The organism is Sinorhizobium sp. RAC02, from assembly GCF_001713395.1.
Classification (GTDB): Bacteria; Pseudomonadota; Alphaproteobacteria; order Rhizobiales; family Rhizobiaceae; genus Shinella.
The window spans coordinates 1,608,765-1,630,013 of record NZ_CP016450.1 but is presented as its reverse complement, the minus strand read 5'-3'; the positions used below and the strand labels follow the sequence as shown (position 1 = coordinate 1,630,013).

Here is a 21,249-nt window from a genome sequence, read left to right as displayed (position 1 = left end):
GGCAGCCGGCGTGGAAGCGCGCATGGAATTTCGGCCGAGACGCGCGTTCGACCCGTATCCGTTTCTCGTCTGCCCGGGTGACGCAGACATGGCTTTCCGGTGGCCCGATCGCCTGCCGAAAGGTGGGGACGATACGCAGCCCGAGCCGTGAGACCAGGAGAAGCGGAGGCGGCCAGAGCCGCCTCCCGAGACCTTACTTCATCGTGTAGATGTCGATGGAGAAGTACTTGTCGTTGATCTTCTTGTAGGTGCCGTCTTCGCGAATGGCCTTCAGCGCGGCGTTCAGCTTTTCGCGCAGGTCGTTGTCTTCCTGGCGCACGGCGATGCCGACGCCTTCGCCGACGAATTTCGTGTCTGTGATGGGCTCGCCGATCAGTTCGCAGCACGTTTTGCCGTCATCGTTCTTGGTGACCCAGTCGAGCAGCGGGATCATGTCGCCCACCTGCAGGTCGAGGCGGCCGTTGACCATGTCGAGGTTGACTTCGTCCTGTGTCGGATAGAGCTTGATGTCCGAATCTGGATAGACCGCCGCGGCATAGTCAGCCTGCGTCGTGCCGGCCTGCGCGCCGATCGTCTTGCCCTTCATGCCTTCCTTGGTGAAGTCAGTAATGCCGGCACCCTTCGGTGCGGCATGCGTCATGGCGGCGAGATAGTAGGGGTCGGTGAAGTTGACCTGCTTCTTGCGCTCCTCGGTGATGAACATCGAGGCAATGATCATGTCGTATTTCTTGGCGACGAGGCCGGGAATGATGCCGTCCCAATCCTGCGCGACCACTTCGCACTCGGCCTTCATCTTCTCGCAGAGCGCCAGGCCGATCTCGACGTCGAAGCCTCCGAGTTTGCCGGCGGAATCCTGGAAGTTGAAGGGCGGATAGGCGCCCTCCGTGCCGATCTTCAGCGTTTCGGCTGAAGCCGCCGTGGAAAGGAGGCAAGAGCCTGCGAGAGCCAGTGCGGCAAGCATTCTTTTCATGGTCGTTCCCCTGTTCTGATTATGACCGAGGAAACGGTATCGCGGGCGAGTGCATAAACGAAATAGATAGCCATGATGTTGGCTATCATTTCGATTTATGCACTCGCCTTTCCCGGATTGTCTTACCAGCGGTCGTGCACATGCGGCGCGACGAGGCGGTAATAGACCTCGCGGGTCGCTTCCATCACGGCATCCGGAATGGCCGGAAGGCTGGCGGCGATCGCATTGGCTTTCGCCTGTTCGGCATTGCGCGCGCCCGGAATGACGACACTGACGGCGTCCGCCATCAGGATCCAGCGCAGCGCGAAGGCCGCCATGGTGGCGCCTGTCGGCACGAGCGCGCGGATTTCTTCCACGGCCTGCAAGCCGGTCTCGAAGGGCACGCCGGCAAAGGTCTCGCCGACGTCGAAGGATTCGCCGTGGCGATTGAAGTTGCGGTGGTCATCGGCTGCGAAGGCGGTATCGCGGTTGATCTTGCCGGAAAGTAGGCCGCTTGCCAGTGGCACGCGCGCGATGACCGCGACATGCCGACGGGCGGCCTCCTTGAAGAACAGCTGCGCCGGGCGCTGGCGAAAAATGTTGTAGATGATCTGCACGCTGACGACGCCCGGGTACTCGATGGCCTTCAGCGCTTCCTCGACCTTTTCCACGCTGACGCCGTAATTGGCGATCTTGCCGGCGGCCTTGATCTCTTCCAGCGCATGGAAGACCTCAGGACGGTAGTAAACCTCCACCGGCGGGCAATGCAGTTGCACGAGGTCGAGGCGTTCGACGCCGAGGTTCTTCAGGCTGCGGTCGATGAAGCCTTCGAGATTTTCCTTGTTGTAGCCATCGGCTACATGCGGCGAGAGCCGGCGGCCGGCCTTCGTCGCCACCATCGGCCGCTGGCCGCCACGATCCTTGAGAACATCGGCGATGATCTTTTCCGAACGGCCGTCGCCATAAACGTCGGCGGTGTCGATGAAGGTCATGCCGGCATCGAGTGCGGCATTGAGCGCGGCGCGGCCATCCGCCTCGGTGACGTCGCCCCAGGCGCCGCCGATCTGCCAGGCGCCGAAGCCGATATCCGTGGTGGTGAAACCTGTGCGGCCGAATTTGCGATGTCTCATGAAAATGTCTCCCGGCAAATTGATGTGCCGGGAGGTAGCACTCCGCTCACGCGCGGACAAGGAAATCGCTTCCGCCAATGGCTCAGGCGGGAGTGATTTCTACCAGATAGAAGGCCGCACTTTCGCCGACAGACAAAACCTCGGCCTTCTCCGAGCCGTCGAGCACGAGCGCATCGAGCGGCTGGAGGCCGACGAGGCCTTCGGCTGTGGAAACGCCGAGCGGCGACAGTGCCAGCAGGAGCCGTTCGCCAGCGAAATCGCGAAGCGCCTTGGACCCTTCCGCGATGTGGTGCGTGAGCGAATGCCGGAAAGCAACCCGCCGCGTCATCACGTTGAGATCAGTGATCGGTCCGCCCGTCAGCCGGGCGGTCGTCGGTGCATCGGCCGGAAAGGCGAGGGGCGCGCAGACCGGCGTCAGCAGCTTGTCGCCAAGCCCTTCGATGGAGAGCGCCATGCCTTCGCCCGACAGCACCGCCAGCGTGCGGTCGATGCCGGGGAAGACCGAGAACGGTCCATCGCTCGCCACCGTCGCCATGCTGACGCGCCAGCCGAAATCCGAAAGGCTGGCGCCTTCCGGAGTGACGATCACCTCGACCGTCTCGCCGCCGCCGTTCTTCCACGGCATGCGGCGATGGTCGCTGTTGCGAAGGAGGCGGGCCATCAGTTACCGAGGATGCCGGGCAGGCGCAGGCCTTTTTCCTTGGCGCAATCAAGCGCGATGTCGTAGCCGGCATCCGCGTGGCGCATGACGCCCGTCGCCGGATCGTTCCACAGCACGCGGCTAAGGCGCTCGGCCGCTTCATCCGTGCCGTCGGCGCAGATGACGACGCCCGAATGCTGCGAGAAGCCCATGCCGACGCCGCCGCCGTGGTGGAGCGATACCCAGGTCGCGCCCGAGGCGGTGTTGAGCAGCGCGTTCAGCAGCGGCCAGTCGGACACGGCGTCCGAGCCGTCCTTCATCGATTCCGTCTCGCGGTTCGGCGAAGCGACGGAGCCCGAGTCGAGGTGGTCGCGGCCGATGACGATGGGCGCGCTCAGTTCGCCGTTCTTGACCATCTCGTTGAAGGCGAGGCCGAGCCGATGACGATCCCCGAGGCCGACCCAGCAAATGCGCGCCGGCAGGCCCTGGAAGGCGATGCGCTCGGCGGCCATGTCGAGCCAGTTGTGCAGGTGCTTGTTGTCCGGCAGCAGTTCCTTGACCTTTGCGTCGGTCTTGCGGATGTCCTCCGGATCACCCGAAAGCGCAGCCCAGCGGAACGGGCCGATGCCGCGGCAGAAAAGCGGGCGGATATAGGCCGGCACGAAGCCCGGGAAGGCGAAGGCGTTTTCGAGGCCTTCTTCCTTGGCGACCTGACGGATGTTGTTGCCGTAGTCGAAGGTCGGGATGCCCATGTCCTGGAAGGCGATCATGGCTTCGACATGCTCGCGCATCGAGGCGCGGGCGGCCTTTTCGACGGCCTTCGGGTCGCTTTCGCGCTTTTCCTTCCACTCTCCCATCGTCCAGCCCTTCGGCAGGTAGCCGTTGATCGGGTCGTGGGCCGAGGTCTGGTCGGTGACCATGTCCGGGCGGATGCCGCGGCGGACCATTTCCGGCAGGATTTCGGCGGCGTTGCCGAGCAGGCCGACGGACTTGGCCTCACCGGCCTTCGTCCAGCGGTCGATCATCGCGAGCGCCTCGTCGAGCGTTTCGGCCTTTTCGTCGATATAGCGGGTGCGCAGGCGGAAATCGATCGAGTCGGGGTTGCACTCGACGGCAAGGCACGACGCGCCGGCCATGACGGCGGCGAGCGGCTGGGCGCCGCCCATGCCGCCGAGGCCGCCGGTCAGAACCCACTTGCCCTTGAGGTCGCCATTATAGTGCTGGCGGCCGGCTTCCACGAAGGTCTCGTAGGTGCCCTGAACGATGCCCTGGCTGCCGATATAGATCCACGAACCGGCCGTCATCTGGCCGTACATGGCAAGGCCCTTCTTATCCAGCTCGTTGAAGTGGTCCCACGTCGCCCAGTGCGGCACGAGGTTGGAGTTGGCGATCAGCACGCGCGGCGCATCCTTGTGCGTGCGGAAAATGCCGACCGGCTTGCCGGATTGCACGATCAGCGTCTCGTTTTCTTCGAGATCGCGCAGCGACGCGACGATCTTGTCGAAATCGGCCCAGGTGCGCGCCGCACGGCCGATGCCGCCGTAGACGACCAGTTCGTGCGGGTTTTCCGCGACGTCAGGGTCGAGATTGTTCATCAGCATGCGCAGCGGCGCTTCCGTCATCCAGCTCTTGGCGGTGAGCTCGGTGCCGCGGGCAGCGCGTACTTCGCGGATGTTGTGGCGGGGATTGGTGGTCATTGGCTGGTTCTCCCGGATCAGCGTGGAAGGGTGGAGGCAAGCGCCTCGAGACGGGTCAGGATGTCTTTCAGGGGTATGCGGAGCCGTGCGGCCTTCTCCTCATCGAGGGCGAAGGGCGGGACTTCCGTGGCGAGATGGCTGACTTGCGCCAGTTCCATCTGGATGGCGTGCACGCCGGTTTCCGGCTTGCCGTAGTGGCGTGTCGTCCAGCCGCCCTTGAAGCGGCCGTTGAGGATGCTGGTATAGCCCTCGGCTGTGGCGCAGGCCTCGAAGGTCGCCGTTTCGATGGCGTTGTCGCAGGTGCGGCCCATGTCGGTGCCGACGTTGAAATCCGGCAGCCGGCCTTCGAACAGGAAGGGGATCAGCGAGCGGATCGAGTGGCAATCATAGAGGATCGCCACGCCGTGGATCGCCTTGACGCGCTCGATTTCGGCGGCAAGGGCCGCGTGATAGGGCGCGTGGAAATTGGCGAGCCGATAGGCGATGTCCGTCTCGGTCGGTGCCGCGCCATCCTTCCAGATCGGCTTGCCGTCGAAATCCGTGTCCGGAACGAGGCCCGTCGTGTTCTGGCCGGGATAGAGGCTGACGCCGGCCGGATCGCGGTTGGCATCGATGACGTAGCGGTGGAACGTGGCGCGCACCGTCGTTACATCGGGCAGAAGACCGTCATAGAGACGCTCGATGTGCCAGTCCGTATCAGCGAGGATGCGACCGTTGTCGTTGAGGCGCTCCCAGATATCGGCCGGGACATCCGTGCCGGTATGCGGGAAGGCGAGGATGACGGGCGAGGTGCCCTGGTGAAGTTTGAACAGCGCCATCTTACGCCTCCAGCACCGGCAGGATGCCCTTCGTTACGGAAGCGGCGAGCGCGCCCGAGGAGACGAAGGTGCTGGCGGCGGCGAGATCCGGCGCCATGTAGCGGTCTTCCTCCAGCGTCGCCACGACGGTGCGCAGCGCTGCCACGACCTTCTGCAGCTCCGGGCTGGTGGTGAGCGGGGCACGGAAGTCGATGCCCTGCGCGGCCGTCAACGCCTCGATGCCGATGATGGCGAACAGGTTTTCCGTCATGCGCAGCAGGCGGCGGGCGCCGTGGCAGGCCATGGAGACGTGGTCTTCCTGGTTGGCGGAGGTCGGCGTCGAATCGACCGAGGCCGGATGCGCCATCTGCTTGTTTTCGCTCATCAGCGCGGCCGAGGTGACTTCCGCGATCATCAGGCCGGAGTTGAGGCCGGGCTTCTTGGCAAGGAAGGCCGGCAGGCCGAAGGAGAGGGCGGGGTCGACGAGCAGCGCGATGCGCCGCTGGGAAATCGCACCGATCTCGCAAACCGCAATGGCGATCTGGTCGGCAGCGAAGGCGACGGGCTCGGCGTGGAAGTTGCCGCCGGAAACGACGCTGTTGTCCGACAGGACGAGCGGGTTGTCAGTCACGGCATTGGCTTCGATTTCAAGCGTGCGGGCGGCGGTGCGCAGGACATCGAGGCAGGCGCCGTCGACCTGCGGCTGGCAGCGGATGCAGTAAGGATCCTGCACACGCTCGTCGCCGGTGATATGGCTTTCGCGGATGACGGAACCGGCAAGCAGGGCGCGCAGCGATGCGGCCGCATCGATCTGGCCCTTGTGACCGCGCAGCGTGTGGATATCCGGATGGAAGGGTGCAGACGAGCCCATGGCCGCATCGGTGGACAGCGCACCGGTGGCGAGTGCTGCCTGTGCCGCACGATGGGCGCGGAAGAGGCCGGCGAGCGCCAGAGCGGTCGAGACCTGCGTGCCATTGATGAGGGCGAGGCCTTCCTTGGCGGCGAGCACGACGGGCGCAAGCCCGGCCTTGGCGAGTGCTTCGCCGCCGCGCAGCCGTTCGCCGGCATAGAAGGCTTCGCCTTCGCCGAGCATCACGGCCGTCATGTGGGCAAGCGGCGCAAGGTCGCCGGAGGCGCCAACGGAACCCTGTTCCGGAATGACCGGGATGACGCCCTTTGCCTGCATGGCCTCGAGAAGCCGCACGATCTCGATGCGCACGCCGGAAGCGCCGCGGCCGAGCGAGATCAGCTTCAGAGCGATGATCAGGCGCACGATGTTTTCGGCAAGCGGTTTGCCGACGCCGCAGCAATGCGACAGGATCAGGTTGCGCTGGAGCGTCGCCACGTCGGCGGAGGCGATCTTGATCGAGGCGAGTTTACCGAAACCGGTATTGATGCCGTAGACCGGCTCGTCGCCGGCGGCGATTTCCGCGATGCGGGCGGCGGCCTTCTGGATGCCGGCGTCGAAGGACGCGTCGAGCTTGGTCGCCTCTCCGGTCCAGTAGATGGTTTCAAGGGTCTTGAGAGGTACGGAGCCCGGGTGAAGGGTGATCGTCATGATTGATTTCCCGATGCAGCACGCGGCTGCGCAAAGATCGAATTCGAGCACATCCGGCAAAGCGCGTTGGGCTTTGCGGTAGGACGTGTTCAGTGTCCGCTGCGGATACGGGCAAACATGGGGTTGAAGCCCATGCGATAGACCAGTTCCGCCGGCCGGCCGATGTCCCAGAGGACGAAATCGGCCCATTTTCCGGCTTCGAGCGTCCCCACTTCGTCGACCAGGCCCAGCGCGCGCGCAGCCTCGCGCGTCGTGCCGGCAATGCATTCCTCGACGGTCATGCCGAAGAGGGTTGCAGCCATGTTCATGGTTAGAAGCAGAGAGGTGAGCGGCGAGGTGCCGGGATTGCTATCGGTGGCGACGGCCATTTTCACGCCATGCTTGCGGAAGAGTTCGACCGGCGGCTTCTTGGTCTCGCGGATGAAATAGAAGGCGCCCGGCAGGATGACGGCGACGGTGCCGGCCTTGGCCATGGCGGCCGCGCCTGCATCGTCGGTATATTCGAGGTGGTCGGCCGACAGTGCGCCATAAGAGGCGGCAAGTGCTGCGCCGTGCAGATTGGAAAGCTGGTCGGCATGAAGCTTCACTGGCAGGCCATGCGCCTTGGCGGCGTCAAAGACCCTTGCCATCTCGTCGGTAGAAAAGGCGATGCCCTCGCAGAACCCGTCGACGGCATCGGCAAGCCCCTCGGCTGCGATGGCCGGCAGCATCTCGTTCACGACCTTGTCGACATAGGCGGTCTTGTCGCCGTTCATTTCCGGCGGCAGCGCATGGGCGCCGAGGAAGGTGGTGCGCACGGTGACGTCACGCTCTTCGCCGACACGGCGGGCAGCGCGCAGCGACTTCATCTCGTTTTCGGTGTCGAGGCCGTAGCCGGATTTCAGCTCCACGGTCGTCACGCCCTCGGCGATCAGCGCATCGAGGCGGGGCAGGGTCTGGCGCACGAGGTCGTCTTCGCTTGCCGCGCGCAGCGCCTTGACGGACGAAACAATGCCGCCACCGGCCCGCGCGATCTCCTCATAGGAGGCGCCGGCAAGGCGAAGCTCGAATTCGTGGGCGCGGTCGCCGGCATGCACGAGGTGGGTATGGCAGTCGATAAGGCCCGGCGTGATCCAGCGGCCTTCGCAGTCGATCGTTTCCGCAGCGGAGAATTCGGCCGGCAGATCGGCTTCAGGACCGGCAAAGGCGATGCGGCCGTCGCGCACGGCAATGGCACCGTTTTCCACGATGCCGAGCCCCGGCAGGCTTTCCTTGAGCGTCGCCAGTCGCGCATTGCGCCAGACGCGGACCGTGTCCTTTTCCGTTGCCACCATGGTGATTGCCTCTTCCCTGCGATGAATATAATGTATATACATAATCGCAATCGACGCAAGAGCCATTTTGAAATTCGGCGTCGAACAGGCACACCGGGAGAGGAGACACGCCGTGGGCGTCATTCATGCAAGGCAGGGGCTGCTGACGGGCGGCTGGGCGAGCAATGTCCGCATTCGCATCGAGAGCGGTCGCATTGCCGAGGTCGAAACGGGCGTTGCCGCCGCACCCGGCGATGAGCGCCACGACACGATCGTCGCCGGCATGCCGAACCTACACAGCCACGCCTTCCAGCGCGGCATGGCGGGCCTGGCCGAAACCCGCGGGCCGGGGAACGACAGCTTCTGGAGCTGGCGCAACGTCATGTATCGCTTCGCGCTTTCCATGACGCCGGACGATGTCGAGGCCGTCGCCGCCCAGCTCTATGTCGAAATGCTGGAGGCCGGCTTTACCCGCGTCGGCGAATTCCACTACCTGCACCACGACAAGGACGGCAGGCACTACGGCGACGTCGCGGAAATGGCGGCGCGCATCGCGTCGGCTGCCTCCGAGACCGGCATCGCGCTCACCTTGCTGCCCGTCTTCTATGCTCATGCGGGCTTTGGCGGCACCGCGCCGGGCGAGGGGCAGCGCCGCTTCATCAACGATCGGGATTCCTACGCGGCCCTCTTGGAGCGCTGCCGCGCGCTCACCGCCGCCCTGCCTGAAGGCATCACCGGTGTCGCCCCGCACAGCCTGCGTGCCGTTACGCCGGACGAACTTTCCGCCGTCGTCGCCATGGCTGGCGACAAGCCGATCCACATCCACATCGCCGAACAGGTGAAGGAGGTCGAGGACAGCATCGCCTGGTCCGGTCGCCGCCCGGTGGAGTGGCTGCTCGATAATCAAAAGGTGGATGGCCGCTGGTGCTTCATCCATGCAACGCACATGACGGACGCCGAGACGCGCGGCATGGCCGAAGCCGGTGCCATTGCCGGTCTTTGCCCGATCACCGAAGCCAATCTCGGGGACGGCACGTTCCCGGCGGAGTTCTTCTCTGCCGGTGGCCAATTCGGTGTCGGTTCGGATTCCAACGTGCTCATCGGCCTGCCGGACGAGTTGCGCCAGCTCGAATATTCTGAGCGGCTCGCCCATCGCGCCCGCAATGTGCTGGCCGCACCCGGTGGTTCCACTGGCCGGGCGCTGTTCGACGGCGCGGTTGCCGGCGGGGCGGCAGCACTCGGCGTCGAAGCCGGACTTGCTGCGGGACGCGCCGCGGACTTCGTCAGCGTCAAGACCCGTCACGGCCTCGACCTTGCCGGCGACATGCTGCTCGACGGCTGGATCTTTGCCAACGGTGCCGAGGTCGATTGCGTCTGGGTCAACGGCCGCAAGCAGGTCGAGGGCGGGCGTCACGTGGCGCGCGAGGCGATCGGCCAGCGCTTCACCCGAACGATGCAGGCCCTTGCCGAAGCCTGAGGACGTATTGAAAGGCTTTTCGGCCTTTCCTATGACATTTTAAAGCCCGGGCGAATCTGCGCCCGGCAGCAGCGGAGGCGACCATTTCCACCGAAGAGGACAAGACGCGCCCCGATGCAAAGGAGCCCTCGCTGCACCGCCGCATCCTCGAAGAGGTGGAGGGTAAGATTCTGTCGGGCGAATGGCCGCCCGGCTACCGCATTCCCTTCGAGCACGAATTGACCGAGCAGTACCAATGCTCGCGCATGACGGTGAACAAGGCGATTACCGACCTGGTCAAGCGCGGCCTCATCGAGCGCCGCCGCAAGTCCGGCAGCTACGTCACCCACCCACATGCCCAATCCGCGGTGCTGGAAATCCATGACATCCGCCTGGAAGTCGAATCGCTCGGTCTGCCGTATCGCTACGAGCGCCGCGCCCGCGTCGATCGCCCCGCCAAGGCCGCCGACCGGCGTTTGATGGAACTCGGCGAATCGGCGCGGCTGGCGGAGATTTCGGCCCTGCACTTTGCCGGCTCCCAGCCGTTCTGCCTGGAGGATCGCCTGATCAACCTCGCCGCGGTGCCCGAGGTCACGGACGAATCGTTCGACGCGATCGCCCCCGGCGCCTGGCTGATGAGCCGCGTGCCCTGGAGTGCTGCCGAACACCGCATCCGTGCGGTCGGTGCCGATAGCCGCACCGCCGGTTTCCTGGCGATCGCGCCCGGCACACCCTGTCTCGTCGTCGAACGCCGAACCTGGAGCGGCGGCGTCTACATCACCCATGTCCGGCTGACCTATCCCGGCGAAAAACACGAACTCGTCGCCGAATTCGCCCCAACTCATCCGAAGTAAATTTCAGGCTCCGCCGGTGAACTGGCCGGACCTTACGGTCTGATAGTAGGGAGCAAGCGCCGGGGCGGCCTCCGCAAGCGTGTCGAAGCGCATGTCGTCTGCCGTGAGATCACCGGCATATTTGTCTTCGACGAGCCGGGCATGCAGCGCCTTGATCTCTTCCGGCAGGCTGCGCGCGACGGTGTAGACGGGGGCGGCCGTCGTGCGGCCCTTCACCGTGATGCGATCCAGTTCCAGCACCGCGAAATCCGCCTCGGCAAACCGCGCCGTCTGCTCGCCGATCAAGAGCGGCACGCCATACAGCTTCGAAGCCCCCTCGAGGCGTGAGGCGAGGTTCACCGCGTCGCCCAGCACGGAGTAATCGAATCGCTGCAGGGAGCCCATGTTGCCGACCACGCAGTCCCCCGTGTTGATACCGATGCCGATTCGCAGCGGATGGTAGGTGGTGCCATTGGCGCTCGCCTCGGCGCGTAGTTCGGCATTGAGCGCCGCCATGGCATCCAGCATGTCCAGCGCGGCGGCGACGGAATGATGGGCGTGTTCCGGATCGTCGAGCGGTGCGTTCCAGAAGGCCATCAGGCAGTCGCCGATATATTTGTCGATCGTGCCGCCATGTTTGAGCACGATGTCGGAGAGCGGCGTCAGCAGCCGGTTGATCAGCGCGGTCAATTGCTCCGGATCGTCTTTCAACGCCTCGGCGATGGTGGTGAAGCCGCGCACATCGCAGAAAAGAATCGAGAGCGTTCGGCGCTCACCGCCAAGCTTCAACTGCGATGGATCACGCGCCAGACGTTCCACGAGGGCAGGGGAAAGGTATTGCGAGAAGGCGCGCACGATCTCGCGCCGCCGCCGCCGTTCTTCCGCATAGTCGAGCGCTGTCTGGCCGGCCGCGACCAGCAGCAGGGCGATCGTCGGGCCGATCGGCGAAACGAAGACATTCGCCGTGCGAATGAGCGCGTAGCTAACGAGGCCGATCGCCACCACCGCAAAAAGTCCAAGCGCAATGGTCTGCCAGCGGGTCGCGTTGCGTACGATGACGGCAGAAAGCAGGGCCGCAAGCGCAACGGCGCCGATGGCGACGGGCGTGCCGGCGCGGGTAATGGCGACATCCGACGTCAGATTGTCGAAAATCGTCGCCTGGATCTCCGCGCCGGGCACGAGTTGGCCGGTATGAAGGGTGTAGGACGTCGCAAAGGCATCCGCGCCGCCGGAATTGAGCGCCGGCGCGTTCTGCAGGCTGAGGCCGACGATCACCACCCGTCCCTTGAACGTGTCCTTCGGCAGCATGTTTTCTGGATCGAGCGCCTGATAGTAGGAGACCGTCGGATAGCTGCGCGACGGGCCGAAGGATTGCAGCAGTTTATCAGCCGGCGGCACTGTCTCTTTTCCAACAATGCGGGCGAGCGCCATGGCAAAGCCGTCATCATAGCCCGGCAGATCGCGGAAAACCCCGTCACCGCCGAGCGCAATGGAGGCAATGCCCGTCACCGCGCCGGCCTCGGTGAAGGCCGGCAGCGGCGTGGTGCGCAGAAGCTGGTCGGCCTGCGGCGTGACGATCAGGCTCTCGTCGCCCGCAAGCACGACATCCGGCCCGAGCACCCTGGCGAGCGCATTGTCGGAGGCCGGGTTGGAGGGTTCCGCGAAGATGATATCGAGGCCAATCGCCGTGGCACCGGCCTTGCGCAGGCTTTCCACGAGCCGGGCGTGCAATTCGCGCGGCCAGGGCCATTGCGCATTGATATCGGCCAGCGACGGCTCATCGATCGCCACGACAACAGGGCCATCGGCGGGCGGTCGGGGATCATCGATCGTGGAGAGATAGTCGAAGGCACGCAGATCCGCGAGCGACCAGGCCGGCAACTGGGAAAAGGCCGCCACCAGTCCGATCACCGCAAGCGTCAGGAGGGTAAGGCGCCGGCTGCGGCCCGACCAGCAGCCTGTATGACGAAAACCAGCTATCATCCGCCGCTTTCCAATGAATGCGGCGTTTCAAGAAATGGCGTCATGCTGGTGCGTGGACAACGGTTTCTCATGACGTCAGCACTCGACATCCCCTTGAAAAAGTCAAGCGGCCTGCCTCAAGCGACGCCTTGAGCCGCTCATGCGAGCAGCTTGGCGGTTGTTTCATCATTTTTAGGAATAAGAAGTGGTGGGCGATGACGGACTCGAACCGCCGACATCCTCGGTGTAAACGAGGCGCTCTACCAACTGAGCTAATCGCCCGCCGGGTTGGTGGCCGTGATCTATGCGGAACCGGATCAATCCGCAAGAGGCTATCGTAAAGTTTTTGCATTTTTTTGAATGGACCCATGGAGATGCGGCGGGCTGTGGAAACATTTCGCCATGCGTCATTCTTTTGTCTTGAAAGCTGCTTGACACCCACAGGCGAACCCCTTAGTTAGCCGCTCATCGAACGGCGCAGGCCGCTCGGTACGGATGCTTCGCCATCCGGTTACTTTCGAGGATGCGGGTGTAGCTCAGTTGGTTAGAGTGCCGGCCTGTCACGCCGGAGGTCGCGGGTTCGAGCCCCGTCACTCGCGCCACTCGAAAGACCGGACGAACATTCGGATCCGCAAGGAAAAAAAGATGCGCGGGTGTAGCTCAGTTGGTTAGAGTGCCGGCCTGTCACGCCGGAGGTCGCGGGTTCGAGCCCCGTCACTCGCGCCATTTCTTTTTCCTTCCTGCATTTGGTGCCGTTTCCTTATCCGGCACTTGATGCGCACTTCGGCGCTCTTTCTTCCAGGATTTTTACCGCCCGCGCTGAATGTTTTCCGCCTTCGCTCCGTCTTCGTTATAGCTTTGCCTGATCGAAGAGGGGGATTCGCATGCGTTACGTCACCATGGTTCTGAGCGGTCTTGCCGTGCTCGTCGCGTTGAGCGTCGTCTTCGGCTCGTGGTTCACCGTCGACCAGGGCGAGCGTGGCGTGATTCTGCGCTACGGCGCGGTGGTGGGCACGGCCGAACCCGGGCTCGGCTTCAAGCTGCCGCTGATCGATTCGATCGTGCGGGTCTCCGTGCAATCCAAAGCGGCCGTCTACGACAAGATGGAGGCCTATAGCCGCGACCAGCAACCCGCCGATATCCGCCTGTCCGTGAACTACCGCATTCCCGCCGACCGCGTGCAGGAGGTCTATGCCAACTATGGTGGCGAGGACGGCCTGTTGTCGCGCCTGATTGAGCGCAAGGTCTTCGAGGAAACCAAGACGGTTTTCGGTCGCTTCAATGCGGTCACCGCCATCCAGGAGCGCGGGCGGCTCAACGCCGAGGTCGCCTCCGCGATCCAGGAAGGCATTTCCGGACCCGTCACCATCGACAGCGTGCAGATCGAGAACATCGATTTCTCCGAGGCTTACGAGGCGAGCATCGAACAGCGCATGCTGGCGGAGGTCGAGGTGCAGCGCCTGCGGCAGAATGCCGAGCGCGAAAAGGTGCAGGCCGAGATCACCGTGACGCAGGCCCGTGCGCAGGCTGATGCCCGCCGCGCGGATGCGCAGGCGCAGGCCGATGCCGTGCGTCTGGCGGCGCAGGCTGAGTCGGAGGCGATCACGCTGCGCGGCGAGGCGGAAGCCGGTGCGATCAAGCTGCGCGGTGATGCGCTGAAGGACAATCCGGGCCTGGTTTCGCTGACGCAGGCGGAAAAATGGGACGGCCAGCTGCCGCGCACCATGCTGCCCGGCGGTTCTGTCCCGATGCTCAACCTCAATGCGAACTAGGCGGGAAAAGGCTTTCGCTTTGGTACTGCGGCGAAACGTCCCGCACCCTGTCATTCCTGAAATCGTAACGATTTAAATGGCTTTGCCGCTGGGCTTTCCGGGTGATCGCGAAAAGAACACAATGATTGCGGCGAAAGCCGGACAAAGCCTTGCGCAGGGACGCTCACTGCGCTAACCACTTTGGCGTTGCAACATACTTTTTCGGCTTGCAGGTCTTGGACCAACAGGCGTCTCTCCGGCGCCGTTAGCAGGCAGGATGGACGCCAATGACTGAACTTCTCGGTTCCTATATTCCGATCGCCATCTTCATCGGTATCGCGCTCGTGATCGGCATTGCACTGCTGGTTGCGCCGTTTGCCGTCGCACACAAGGCACCGGATTCGGAAAAGCTCTCTGCTTACGAATGCGGCTTCAATGCGTTTGACGATGCGCGCATGAAATTCGACATCCGCTTCTATCTGGTGTCGATCCTCTTCATCATCTTCGATCTTGAAGTGGCCTTCCTCTTCCCGTGGGCCGTTTCGTTCGGCGACATGGGCTGGTTCGGCTTCTGGTCGATGATGGTCTTCCTCGGTGTCCTGACCATCGGCTTTATCTACGAATGGAAGAAGGGAGCACTCGAATGGGAGTAGCTCATACCAGCACCACGCTCGTTGCGCAGCAGCCGAAGGGGATCATCGATCCCTCAACCGGCAAGCCCATCGGCAGCAACGACGCCTATTTCGGCGAGATCAATAACGAACTCGCCGACAAGGGTTTTCTCGTCACGTCGACGGACGAGCTCATTACCTGGGCCCGTACCGGCTCGCTGATGTGGATGACCTTCGGTCTCGCCTGCTGTGCGGTCGAGATGATGCAGCTTTCGATGCCGCGTTATGACGTCGAGCGTTTCGGCTTCGCACCGCGCGCCTCTCCGCGGCAGTCCGACGTCATGATCGTCGCTGGCACGCTGACCAACAAGATGGCGCCCGCGCTCCGCAAGGTCTACGACCAGATGCCGGAGCCGCGTTACGTCATCTCGATGGGTTCCTGCGCCAATGGCGGTGGATATTATCACTATTCCTATTCGGTGGTGCGCGGCTGTGACCGCGTGGTGCCGGTCGACATCTATGTACCAGGCTGTCCTCCCACGGCGGAAGCGCTCCTTTACGGTGTGCTCCTGCTGCAGAAGAAGATCCGCCGGACCGGTACGATCGAGCGTTAAGGGTAGGGGACTTTACACATGAGCGAAGCCCTCCAGGAGCTTTCTTCCCATATCGGCGAAGCGGCAGGCCACCTTATAGCCTCGGCCGACATCGCCTATGGCGAACTCACCCTGAAGACGGACGGTGCGCGCATCATCGGTCTTCTGACCTTCCTGCGCGATGACGTGCAGTGCGGGTTCATCAACTTCGTCGATATCTGCGGCGTGGACTGGCCGGCGCGCGCCGACCGCTTCGACGTGGTCTATCACCTGCTGTCGCCGCGCCAGAACCTGCGCGTGCGCATCAAGGTTGCGACCGGCGAGGACGTTCCCGTGCCGTCCGCCTGCGCGGTCTATCCGGGTGCCGACTGGTTCGAGCGCGAAGCCTACGACATGTACGGCATCCTCTTCACTGGCCACCCGGACCTGCGCCGCATCCTTACCGACTATGGTTTCGAGGGGCATCCGCTGCGCAAGGACTTCCCGACAACCGGCTTCGTGGAAGTGCGGTACGACGACGAGGTCAAGCGCGTCGTGTACGAGCCCGTCGAACTGAAGCAGGAATTCCGCAACTTCGATTTTCTCTCGCCGTGGGAGGGCACGGATTACGTGCTGCCGGGCGACGAGAAGGCGAAGCAGAACTGATTTTGGGTCAGGCGGCCCGCCAGGGCGCCTACCTCTGGAGCAAGCGGTATGAACGAGCACAACGTTCGCAATTTCAACATCAACTTCGGGCCGCAGCACCCGGCGGCACACGGGGTGTTGCGCCTCGTGCTGGAGCTCGACGGTGAAATCGTCGAGCGCGTCGATCCGCATATCGGCCTGCTGCACCGCGGCACCGAGAAACTGATCGAGACGAAGACCTATCTTCAGGCCGTGCCCTATTTCGACCGCCTCGACTACGTGGCGCCGATGAACCAGGAGCATGCCTTCGCGCTCGCCGTCGAGCGCCTGACGGGCACCGAAGTTCCAATCCGCGGCCAGTTGATCCGCGTGCTCTATTCCGAAATCGGCCGCATTCTCTCGCATCTTCTCAACGTGACGACCCAGGCCATGGACGTCGGCGCGCTGACGCCGCCGCTCTGGGGCTTCGAGGAGCGCGAAAAGCTGATGGTGTTCTACGAGCGTGCCTGTGGCGCGCGCATGCACTCGGCCTACATCCGTCCGGGCGGCGTGCACCAGGACCTGCCGCACGAGCTGGTGGAAGACATCGGCAAGTGGATCGACCCGTTCCTGAAGACCGTTGACGACATCGACGAACTCTTGACCGGCAACCGCATCTTCAAGCAGCGCAACGTCGATATCGGCGTCGTGAAGCTGGAAGATTGCTGGGCCTGGGGTTTTTCGGGCGTCATGGTGCGCGGTTCGGGCGCTGCCTGGGACCTGCGCCGCTCGCAGCCCTATGAGTGCTATTCCGACCTCGACTTCGACATTCCGATTGGCAAGAACGGCGACTGCTACGACCGTTACGTGATCCGCATGATCGAAATGCGCGAATCGGCCAAGATCATGCGCCAGTGCGTCGATCGCCTGCTCGGTATCGCCAAGGTCGGCCCGGTCTCCTCGATCGACGGCAAGATGGTTCCGCCGAAGCGTGGCCAGATGAAGCGTTCGATGGAAGGGCTCATCCACCATTTCAAGCTCTATACCGAAGGCTACCACGTGCCGGCCGGCGAAGTGTACGCAGCCGTCGAAGCGCCGAAGGGCGAGTTCGGCGTCTATGTCGTCGCCGACGGTACCAACAAGCCCTACCGCTGCAAGATCCGCGCCCCGGGCTACGCCCATCTCCAGGCGATGGATTTCATCTGTCGCGGCCACCAGCTCGCCGACGTGTCGGCAATCCTCGGCTCCCTCGACATCGTGTTCGGAGAGGTTGACCGTTGATGCTGAAACTGGTCCCTGCCATCGCCGCCGTGCTTCTGACCGCCGCTGCCGCAAACGCGCAGCAGGCGGAGGAGCCGCCGATCGTGTCGTCCACCATCGGCGAACTGGCGAGCCAGGGCTACCAGATCAAGGCGGCGGCGCCGAACGGCAGCCGCTACGTCGTATTCATGCAGAATGACAAGTCGGCCTATGCCTGCGAGTTCGTCAACACGACGGAAACGCAGTGCCGACAGATTAACTGACACAAGGCGTTACAGAATGTCCGTTCGTCGACTAGCCGAAGACAATGTCCAGCCCGCAAGCTTCGCCTTCTCCAAGGAGAATGCGACCTGGGCCAAGGCAACGATCAACAAGTACCCGAAGGGCCGCCAGCAGTCGGCGGTCATCCCGCTTCTCATGCGGGCGCAGGAGCAGGATGGCTGGGTCACCAAGGCGGCGATCGAATCCGTCGCCGACATGCTCGACATGGCCTATATCCGCGTGCTTGAGGTCGCGACCTTCTACACGCAATTCCAGCTGCTGCCGGTCGGTACGCGCGCCCATGTCCAGGTTTGCGGCACGACGCCCTGCATGCTGCGCGGCGCGGAAGACCTGATCAACGTCTGCAAGAAGCGCATCCACGCCGAGCCTTTCCATCTCAACGAGAGCGGCACGCTGTCCTGGGAAGAAGTCGAGTGTCAGGGCGCCTGCGTCAACGCGCCGATGATCATGATCTTCAAGGACAGTTTCGAGGATCTGACGCCGACGCAGCTCGAGCACATCATCGACCGTTTCGATGCCGGCAAAGGCTCGACCGTCGAGACCGGCACGCAGATCGACCGCATCTATTCCGCGCCGGCCGGTGGTCTTACCAGCCTCACGGAACCGGATCCGGCTGTAAAGAAGACGACGACCCGCGCCAAGAAGGCGGACGAGGACAGTGTCAGCGTTCCTCCGTCGAATGCCGCAAAGCCGAAGACGGACGCCGTCGAAACCGACCCCGCGCTGAAGACGCCGGCAAACGCCAAGGCCGAGGCCGCCGCGAACAGCAAGGCCAAGGGCGACACGCGCGCCGAAGGTGGCGATGCCGCTGCCAAGCAGCCGGTTGCGGCAGCCGTCGGCAAGCCGTCGCTGGAAGACAAGAACCGTCCGGCCGGCATCGCGCGTCCCGAGACCCCGGACGACCTGGAGCTCATCTCCGGCGTCGGCCCGAAGATCGAGGGCATCCTGCACGAACTCGGCATCTTCACCTTCGCGCAAGTCGCCGGGTGGAAGAAGGCGGAGCGCGACTGGGTCGATGGTTATCTGAATTTCAAGGGCCGCATCGATCGCGACGACTGGGTCAAGCAGGCCAAGGCGCTCGCCAAGGGCGGCGAAGCGGAATACATCCGCGTCTTCGGCAAGAAGCCGCGGTAAGGCAGGAAACGGATGGCAGCGTTCGGCAAGAAAGGCGTGGAGAGCGATGTCGGGGTTAAAACCCCGATGGCGTCCGCGCGCCTGCCGCAGGCCGCCAGCCCGCACCAGGTATCGGGGGACCGCAGCCGGGTAATGGTGCGTGGCGATGAGCCGCGCGAGGCCAACCCGACGATCGTCTTCATCGAAAAGCACTGGCCGAAGGCCGTCGGCGTCGGCATGGCGCTGTTTGCGGCCTACTTCAACGTGGTGATGAGCGGCCGGACGGATCCAGTCCGCGTCGTGCTGACCTCGCTGCTGGCTGGCCTGTTCTTCTACTGGGTGGCCAACAAGTTTCGCAAGTCGCTGGACGACCTTCATGCCGTCCGCACCAATCCCTTCAAGTCGCCGGCCTATCTGGCAGGCGCGCTTGTCGGGTTCGGCTACTTTGTCTATTCAACATTCCTGGCGCCTTCCGAGGTTCTGGGCGTGGAAGTCGGCGAGCAGACAGCGTTCAAGGACGGCCTGCAGGCGGCCGATATGGGCGCCGTAGCGCTGCTGCTGCTGAAGGCGGCGGGTAGTGCGGTTGCCGGCGGCGTAGCATTTCAATTCATTGCGCGACGCGTTTTCGGCGCCGGCAATGCCACGGAAAATGGCGGGTAAGAACCATGCTTAAGGACCAGGATCGTATCTTCACCAATATCTACGGCACCAAGGACAAGTCGCTGAAAGGCGCCATGGCCCGGGGGCATTGGGACGGCACGAAGCAGCTGCTCGAAAAGGGCCGCGACTGGATCGTCAACGAAGTCAAGGCGTCGGGCCTGCGCGGCCGCGGCGGCGCCGGCTTCCCGACCGGCCTCAAGTGGTCCTTCATGCCGAAGGAATCCGACGGTCGTCCGCACTATCTCGTCGTCAATGCCGACGAATCCGAGCCCGGCACCTGCAAGGACCGCGACATCCTGCGCCACGATCCGCATACGCTGATCGAAGGCTGCGTGATCGCGTCCTTCGCCATGGGCGCCCATGCGGCCTATATATACGTGCGCGGTGAGTTCATCCGCGAGCGCGAAGCGCTGCAGGCGGCGATCGACGAGTGCTATGACGCCGGCCTGCTCGGCAAGAACAACAAGCTCGGCTACGACATCGACGTCTATGTCCATCACGGCGCCGGCGCTTATATCTGCGGCGAAGAAACCGCGCTGCTCGAAAGCCTGGAAGGCAAGAAGGGCCAGCCGCGCCTGAAGCCGCCGTTCCCGGCGAACATGGGTCTCTATGGCTGCCCGACGACCGTCAACAACGTCGAATCGATCGCCGTCACACCGACGATCCTGCGCCGTGGCGCCGCCTGGTTCTCCTCGTTCGGCCGTCCGAACAATGTCGGCACCAAGCTGTTCATGATGTCGGGCCACGTCAACACGCCCTGCACGATCGAAGAGAGCATGAGCATCTCCTTTAAGGAGATGGTCGAAAAGCACGGCGGCGGTATTCGCGGTGGCTGGGACAACCTTCTGGCCGTCATCCCCGGCGGCGCATCCTGCCCGGTCGTCAAGGCCGAGGACATGATGAACGTCACGCTCGACTTCGACGGTCTGCGCGAGGTCAATTCCTCCTTCGGCACCGGCGGCATGATCATCATGGATCGCTCGACCGACATCATCAAGGCGATCTGGCGCATCTCGGCCTTCTTCAAGCACGAGAGCTGCGGCCAGTGCACGCCGTGCCGCGAAGGCACCGGCTGGATGATGCGCGTCATGCAGCGCATGGTCACGGGCAATGCCCAGAAGCGCGAAATCGACATGCTGTTCGACGTCACCAAGCAGATCGAAGGTCACACGATCTGTGCGCTCGGCGACGCGGCGGCCTGGCCGATCCAGGGCCTCATTCGCAACTTCCGCCCCGAAATCGAGGCGCGGATCGACCAATACACGGCCAACGCCATGGACCATGGCGCGGTGCTGGAAGCAGCGGAGTAAGGCGATGACGAAGCCGGCAGGACAGGATGCGAATGCAACCAGAGTTCCGCCGGCAACAGCCGCCGGCGACGATCCGTTCAGTCTGGCGCCGTGGTTGAAGCAGATGCCGGGCATGCCGGTTATGGCTGATCCCGTGGCGGCAATGGCTGCAACGACGGCGATCGGGTTTGGCATTGCGGGCCAGATGGCCGGGATGATGCTGGGCCTGATGCAGAACGCGACGGAGCGGGCCAGGGTGGTGTTCGACGAGACGGTCGACGTCACGGCCAAGGCGGTGGAACAGGCCGAGGCCAGGCCGGTATTGACGGTGGTTCCGCAGGAGCCGGTGGCGAAGGCGCAAGAGCCGGCTGCTGAAGAGAAGGCAAAGGTGGCGCGCGAAAAAAGCGCGACGCCGAAGACGGTGGAAGCAAAGCCGGTGCGCAAGGCGCCGGTGGCGAAAGCCGCCAAGGCCGATGACCTGAAAGCGATTTCGGGTATCGGGCCGAAGCTGGAGCAGGTGCTGAATGGCATGGGTATCCGGCGTTATGCCGACATCGCGGCCTTGAAGGCAGCGGATGTGGCAAGGATTGAAGCCGAACTCGGTTTTGGCGGACGGATCGTCCGCGACGGCTGGGTGGAGCAGGCAAAGGCGCTGGTGAAGGGCAGGGGCTAAGGCTCCACCGGAACTGGCGAATAGGAACAAAGGCCGAAGGGACGGGCAAAGACCCGAAACGAAAGCCGGAGAGAATGGCGCTGGCGAGACGCGGGGTTCC

20 protein-coding genes and 3 tRNA genes are annotated in these 21,249 nt (G+C 63.7%); 14 read left to right on the top strand and 9 right to left on the bottom strand.

Features of this window, described 5'->3' with window-relative positions; genetic code table 11:
* Nucleotides 1-193: 193 nt before the first annotated feature.
* The 7 genes from BSY16_RS07830 to hutI form a co-directional block, all read right to left on the bottom strand.
* Complete coding sequence (locus tag BSY16_RS07830; RefSeq protein WP_069059134.1) at nt 194-970, bottom strand: ABC transporter substrate-binding protein; 777 nt, start codon at nt 968-970, stop codon at nt 194-196.
* A 122-nt stretch (nt 971-1,092) separates the two neighbouring features.
* A complete protein-coding gene (locus BSY16_RS07825) occupies nt 1,093-2,079 on the bottom strand; it encodes an aldo/keto reductase (RefSeq protein WP_069059133.1) in 987 nt (328 codons plus the stop codon).
* Between the two features lie 82 nt (nt 2,080-2,161).
* Nucleotides 2,162-2,740 (bottom strand): HutD/Ves family protein, encoded by a 579-nt coding sequence (locus BSY16_RS07820; RefSeq protein WP_069059132.1) that lies wholly within the window; start codon nt 2,738-2,740, stop codon nt 2,162-2,164.
* Complete coding sequence (gene hutU / locus BSY16_RS07815) at nt 2,740-4,416, bottom strand: urocanate hydratase (protein WP_069059131.1); 1,677 nt, start codon at nt 4,414-4,416, stop codon at nt 2,740-2,742. Before hutU ends, BSY16_RS07820 begins: the two co-directional genes overlap by 1 nt.
* A gap of 17 nt (nt 4,417-4,433) precedes the next feature.
* Nucleotides 4,434-5,234: an N-formylglutamate deformylase gene (gene hutG / locus BSY16_RS07810; RefSeq protein WP_069059130.1), complete on the bottom strand. Its 801-nt coding sequence runs from the start codon at nt 5,232-5,234 to the stop codon at nt 4,434-4,436.
* A 1-nt stretch (nt 5,235) separates the two neighbouring features.
* Nucleotides 5,236-6,771 (bottom strand): histidine ammonia-lyase, encoded by a 1,536-nt coding sequence (gene hutH / locus BSY16_RS07805; RefSeq protein ID WP_069059129.1) that lies wholly within the window; start codon nt 6,769-6,771, stop codon nt 5,236-5,238.
* An 89-nt stretch (nt 6,772-6,860) separates the two neighbouring features.
* Nucleotides 6,861-8,084, bottom strand: coding sequence for an imidazolonepropionase (hutI, locus tag BSY16_RS07800; RefSeq protein ID WP_069059128.1), 1,224 nt, complete (start codon nt 8,082-8,084; stop codon nt 6,861-6,863).
* Between the two features lie 112 nt (nt 8,085-8,196).
* Between hutI and BSY16_RS07795 the strand changes: the two genes are divergently transcribed.
* Together BSY16_RS07795 and hutC are read left to right on the top strand one after the other, a co-directional pair.
* Nucleotides 8,197-9,540 (top strand): formimidoylglutamate deiminase, encoded by a 1,344-nt coding sequence (locus BSY16_RS07795; protein WP_069059127.1) that lies wholly within the window; start codon nt 8,197-8,199, stop codon nt 9,538-9,540.
* A gap of 155 nt (nt 9,541-9,695) precedes the next feature.
* Nucleotides 9,696-10,373, top strand: coding sequence for a histidine utilization transcriptional repressor HutC (gene hutC, locus BSY16_RS07790; RefSeq protein ID WP_502696002.1), 678 nt, complete (start codon nt 9,696-9,698; stop codon nt 10,371-10,373).
* A 3-nt stretch (nt 10,374-10,376) separates the two neighbouring features.
* On the opposite strand, the gene BSY16_RS07785 is transcribed toward hutC, so the two are convergent.
* Both BSY16_RS07785 and BSY16_RS07780 read right to left on the bottom strand, forming a co-directional pair.
* Nucleotides 10,377-12,335, bottom strand: a complete 1,959-nt coding sequence (locus BSY16_RS07785; RefSeq protein WP_069059125.1) for a CHASE2 domain-containing protein — start codon at nt 12,333-12,335, stop codon at nt 10,377-10,379.
* Between the two features lie 185 nt (nt 12,336-12,520).
* Nucleotides 12,521-12,596, bottom strand: a tRNA-Val gene (locus BSY16_RS07780).
* Between the two features lie 243 nt (nt 12,597-12,839).
* On the opposite strand from BSY16_RS07780, the gene BSY16_RS07775 reads away from it, so the two are divergent.
* The 12 genes from BSY16_RS07775 (at nt 12,840) to BSY16_RS07720 (ending at nt 21,149) form a co-directional block, all read left to right on the top strand.
* Nucleotides 12,840-12,916 (top strand) — tRNA-Asp (locus BSY16_RS07775).
* Between the two features lie 47 nt (nt 12,917-12,963).
* Nucleotides 12,964-13,040 (top strand) — tRNA-Asp (locus tag BSY16_RS07770).
* 158 nt (nt 13,041-13,198) lie between these two features.
* Nucleotides 13,199-14,086 (top strand): prohibitin family protein, encoded by an 888-nt coding sequence (locus BSY16_RS07765; protein WP_069059124.1) that lies wholly within the window; start codon nt 13,199-13,201, stop codon nt 14,084-14,086.
* 266 nt (nt 14,087-14,352) lie between these two features.
* A complete protein-coding gene (locus BSY16_RS07760; protein WP_069059123.1) occupies nt 14,353-14,718 on the top strand; it encodes an NADH-quinone oxidoreductase subunit A in 366 nt (121 codons plus the stop codon).
* Nucleotides 14,709-15,290 (top strand): NuoB/complex I 20 kDa subunit family protein, encoded by a 582-nt coding sequence (locus BSY16_RS07755; RefSeq protein ID WP_069059122.1) that lies wholly within the window; start codon nt 14,709-14,711, stop codon nt 15,288-15,290. The genes BSY16_RS07760 and BSY16_RS07755 overlap by 10 nt, the downstream gene beginning before the upstream one ends.
* Before the next feature lie 18 nt (nt 15,291-15,308).
* Nucleotides 15,309-15,914 (top strand): NADH-quinone oxidoreductase subunit C, encoded by a 606-nt coding sequence (locus BSY16_RS07750; RefSeq protein ID WP_069059121.1) that lies wholly within the window; start codon nt 15,309-15,311, stop codon nt 15,912-15,914.
* A gap of 48 nt (nt 15,915-15,962) precedes the next feature.
* Nucleotides 15,963-17,153 (top strand): NADH-quinone oxidoreductase subunit D, encoded by a 1,191-nt coding sequence (locus tag BSY16_RS07745; RefSeq protein WP_069059120.1) that lies wholly within the window; start codon nt 15,963-15,965, stop codon nt 17,151-17,153.
* On the top strand, nt 17,153-17,395 hold the full coding sequence (locus BSY16_RS07740; protein ID WP_502696001.1) for a hypothetical protein: 243 nt from the start codon (nt 17,153-17,155) through the stop codon (nt 17,393-17,395). Before BSY16_RS07745 ends, BSY16_RS07740 begins: the two co-directional genes overlap by 1 nt.
* Before the next feature lie 16 nt (nt 17,396-17,411).
* Nucleotides 17,412-18,548 carry an NADH-quinone oxidoreductase subunit E gene (locus BSY16_RS07735; protein WP_069059119.1) on the top strand — a complete coding sequence of 379 codons (1,137 nt, stop codon included), beginning with the start codon at nt 17,412-17,414 and terminating at the stop codon, nt 18,546-18,548.
* Nucleotides 18,549-18,560: 12 nt separating this feature from the next.
* Nucleotides 18,561-19,187, top strand: coding sequence for a hypothetical protein (locus BSY16_RS07730; RefSeq protein WP_069059118.1), 627 nt, complete (start codon nt 18,561-18,563; stop codon nt 19,185-19,187).
* Between the two features lie 5 nt (nt 19,188-19,192).
* Complete coding sequence (nuoF, locus tag BSY16_RS07725; protein WP_069059117.1) at nt 19,193-20,497, top strand: NADH-quinone oxidoreductase subunit NuoF; 1,305 nt, start codon at nt 19,193-19,195, stop codon at nt 20,495-20,497.
* Nucleotides 20,498-20,501: 4 nt separating this feature from the next.
* Nucleotides 20,502-21,149, top strand: a complete 648-nt coding sequence (locus BSY16_RS07720) for a helix-hairpin-helix domain-containing protein (RefSeq protein ID WP_210187405.1) — start codon at nt 20,502-20,504, stop codon at nt 21,147-21,149.
* Nucleotides 21,150-21,249: the final 100 nt, after the last annotated feature.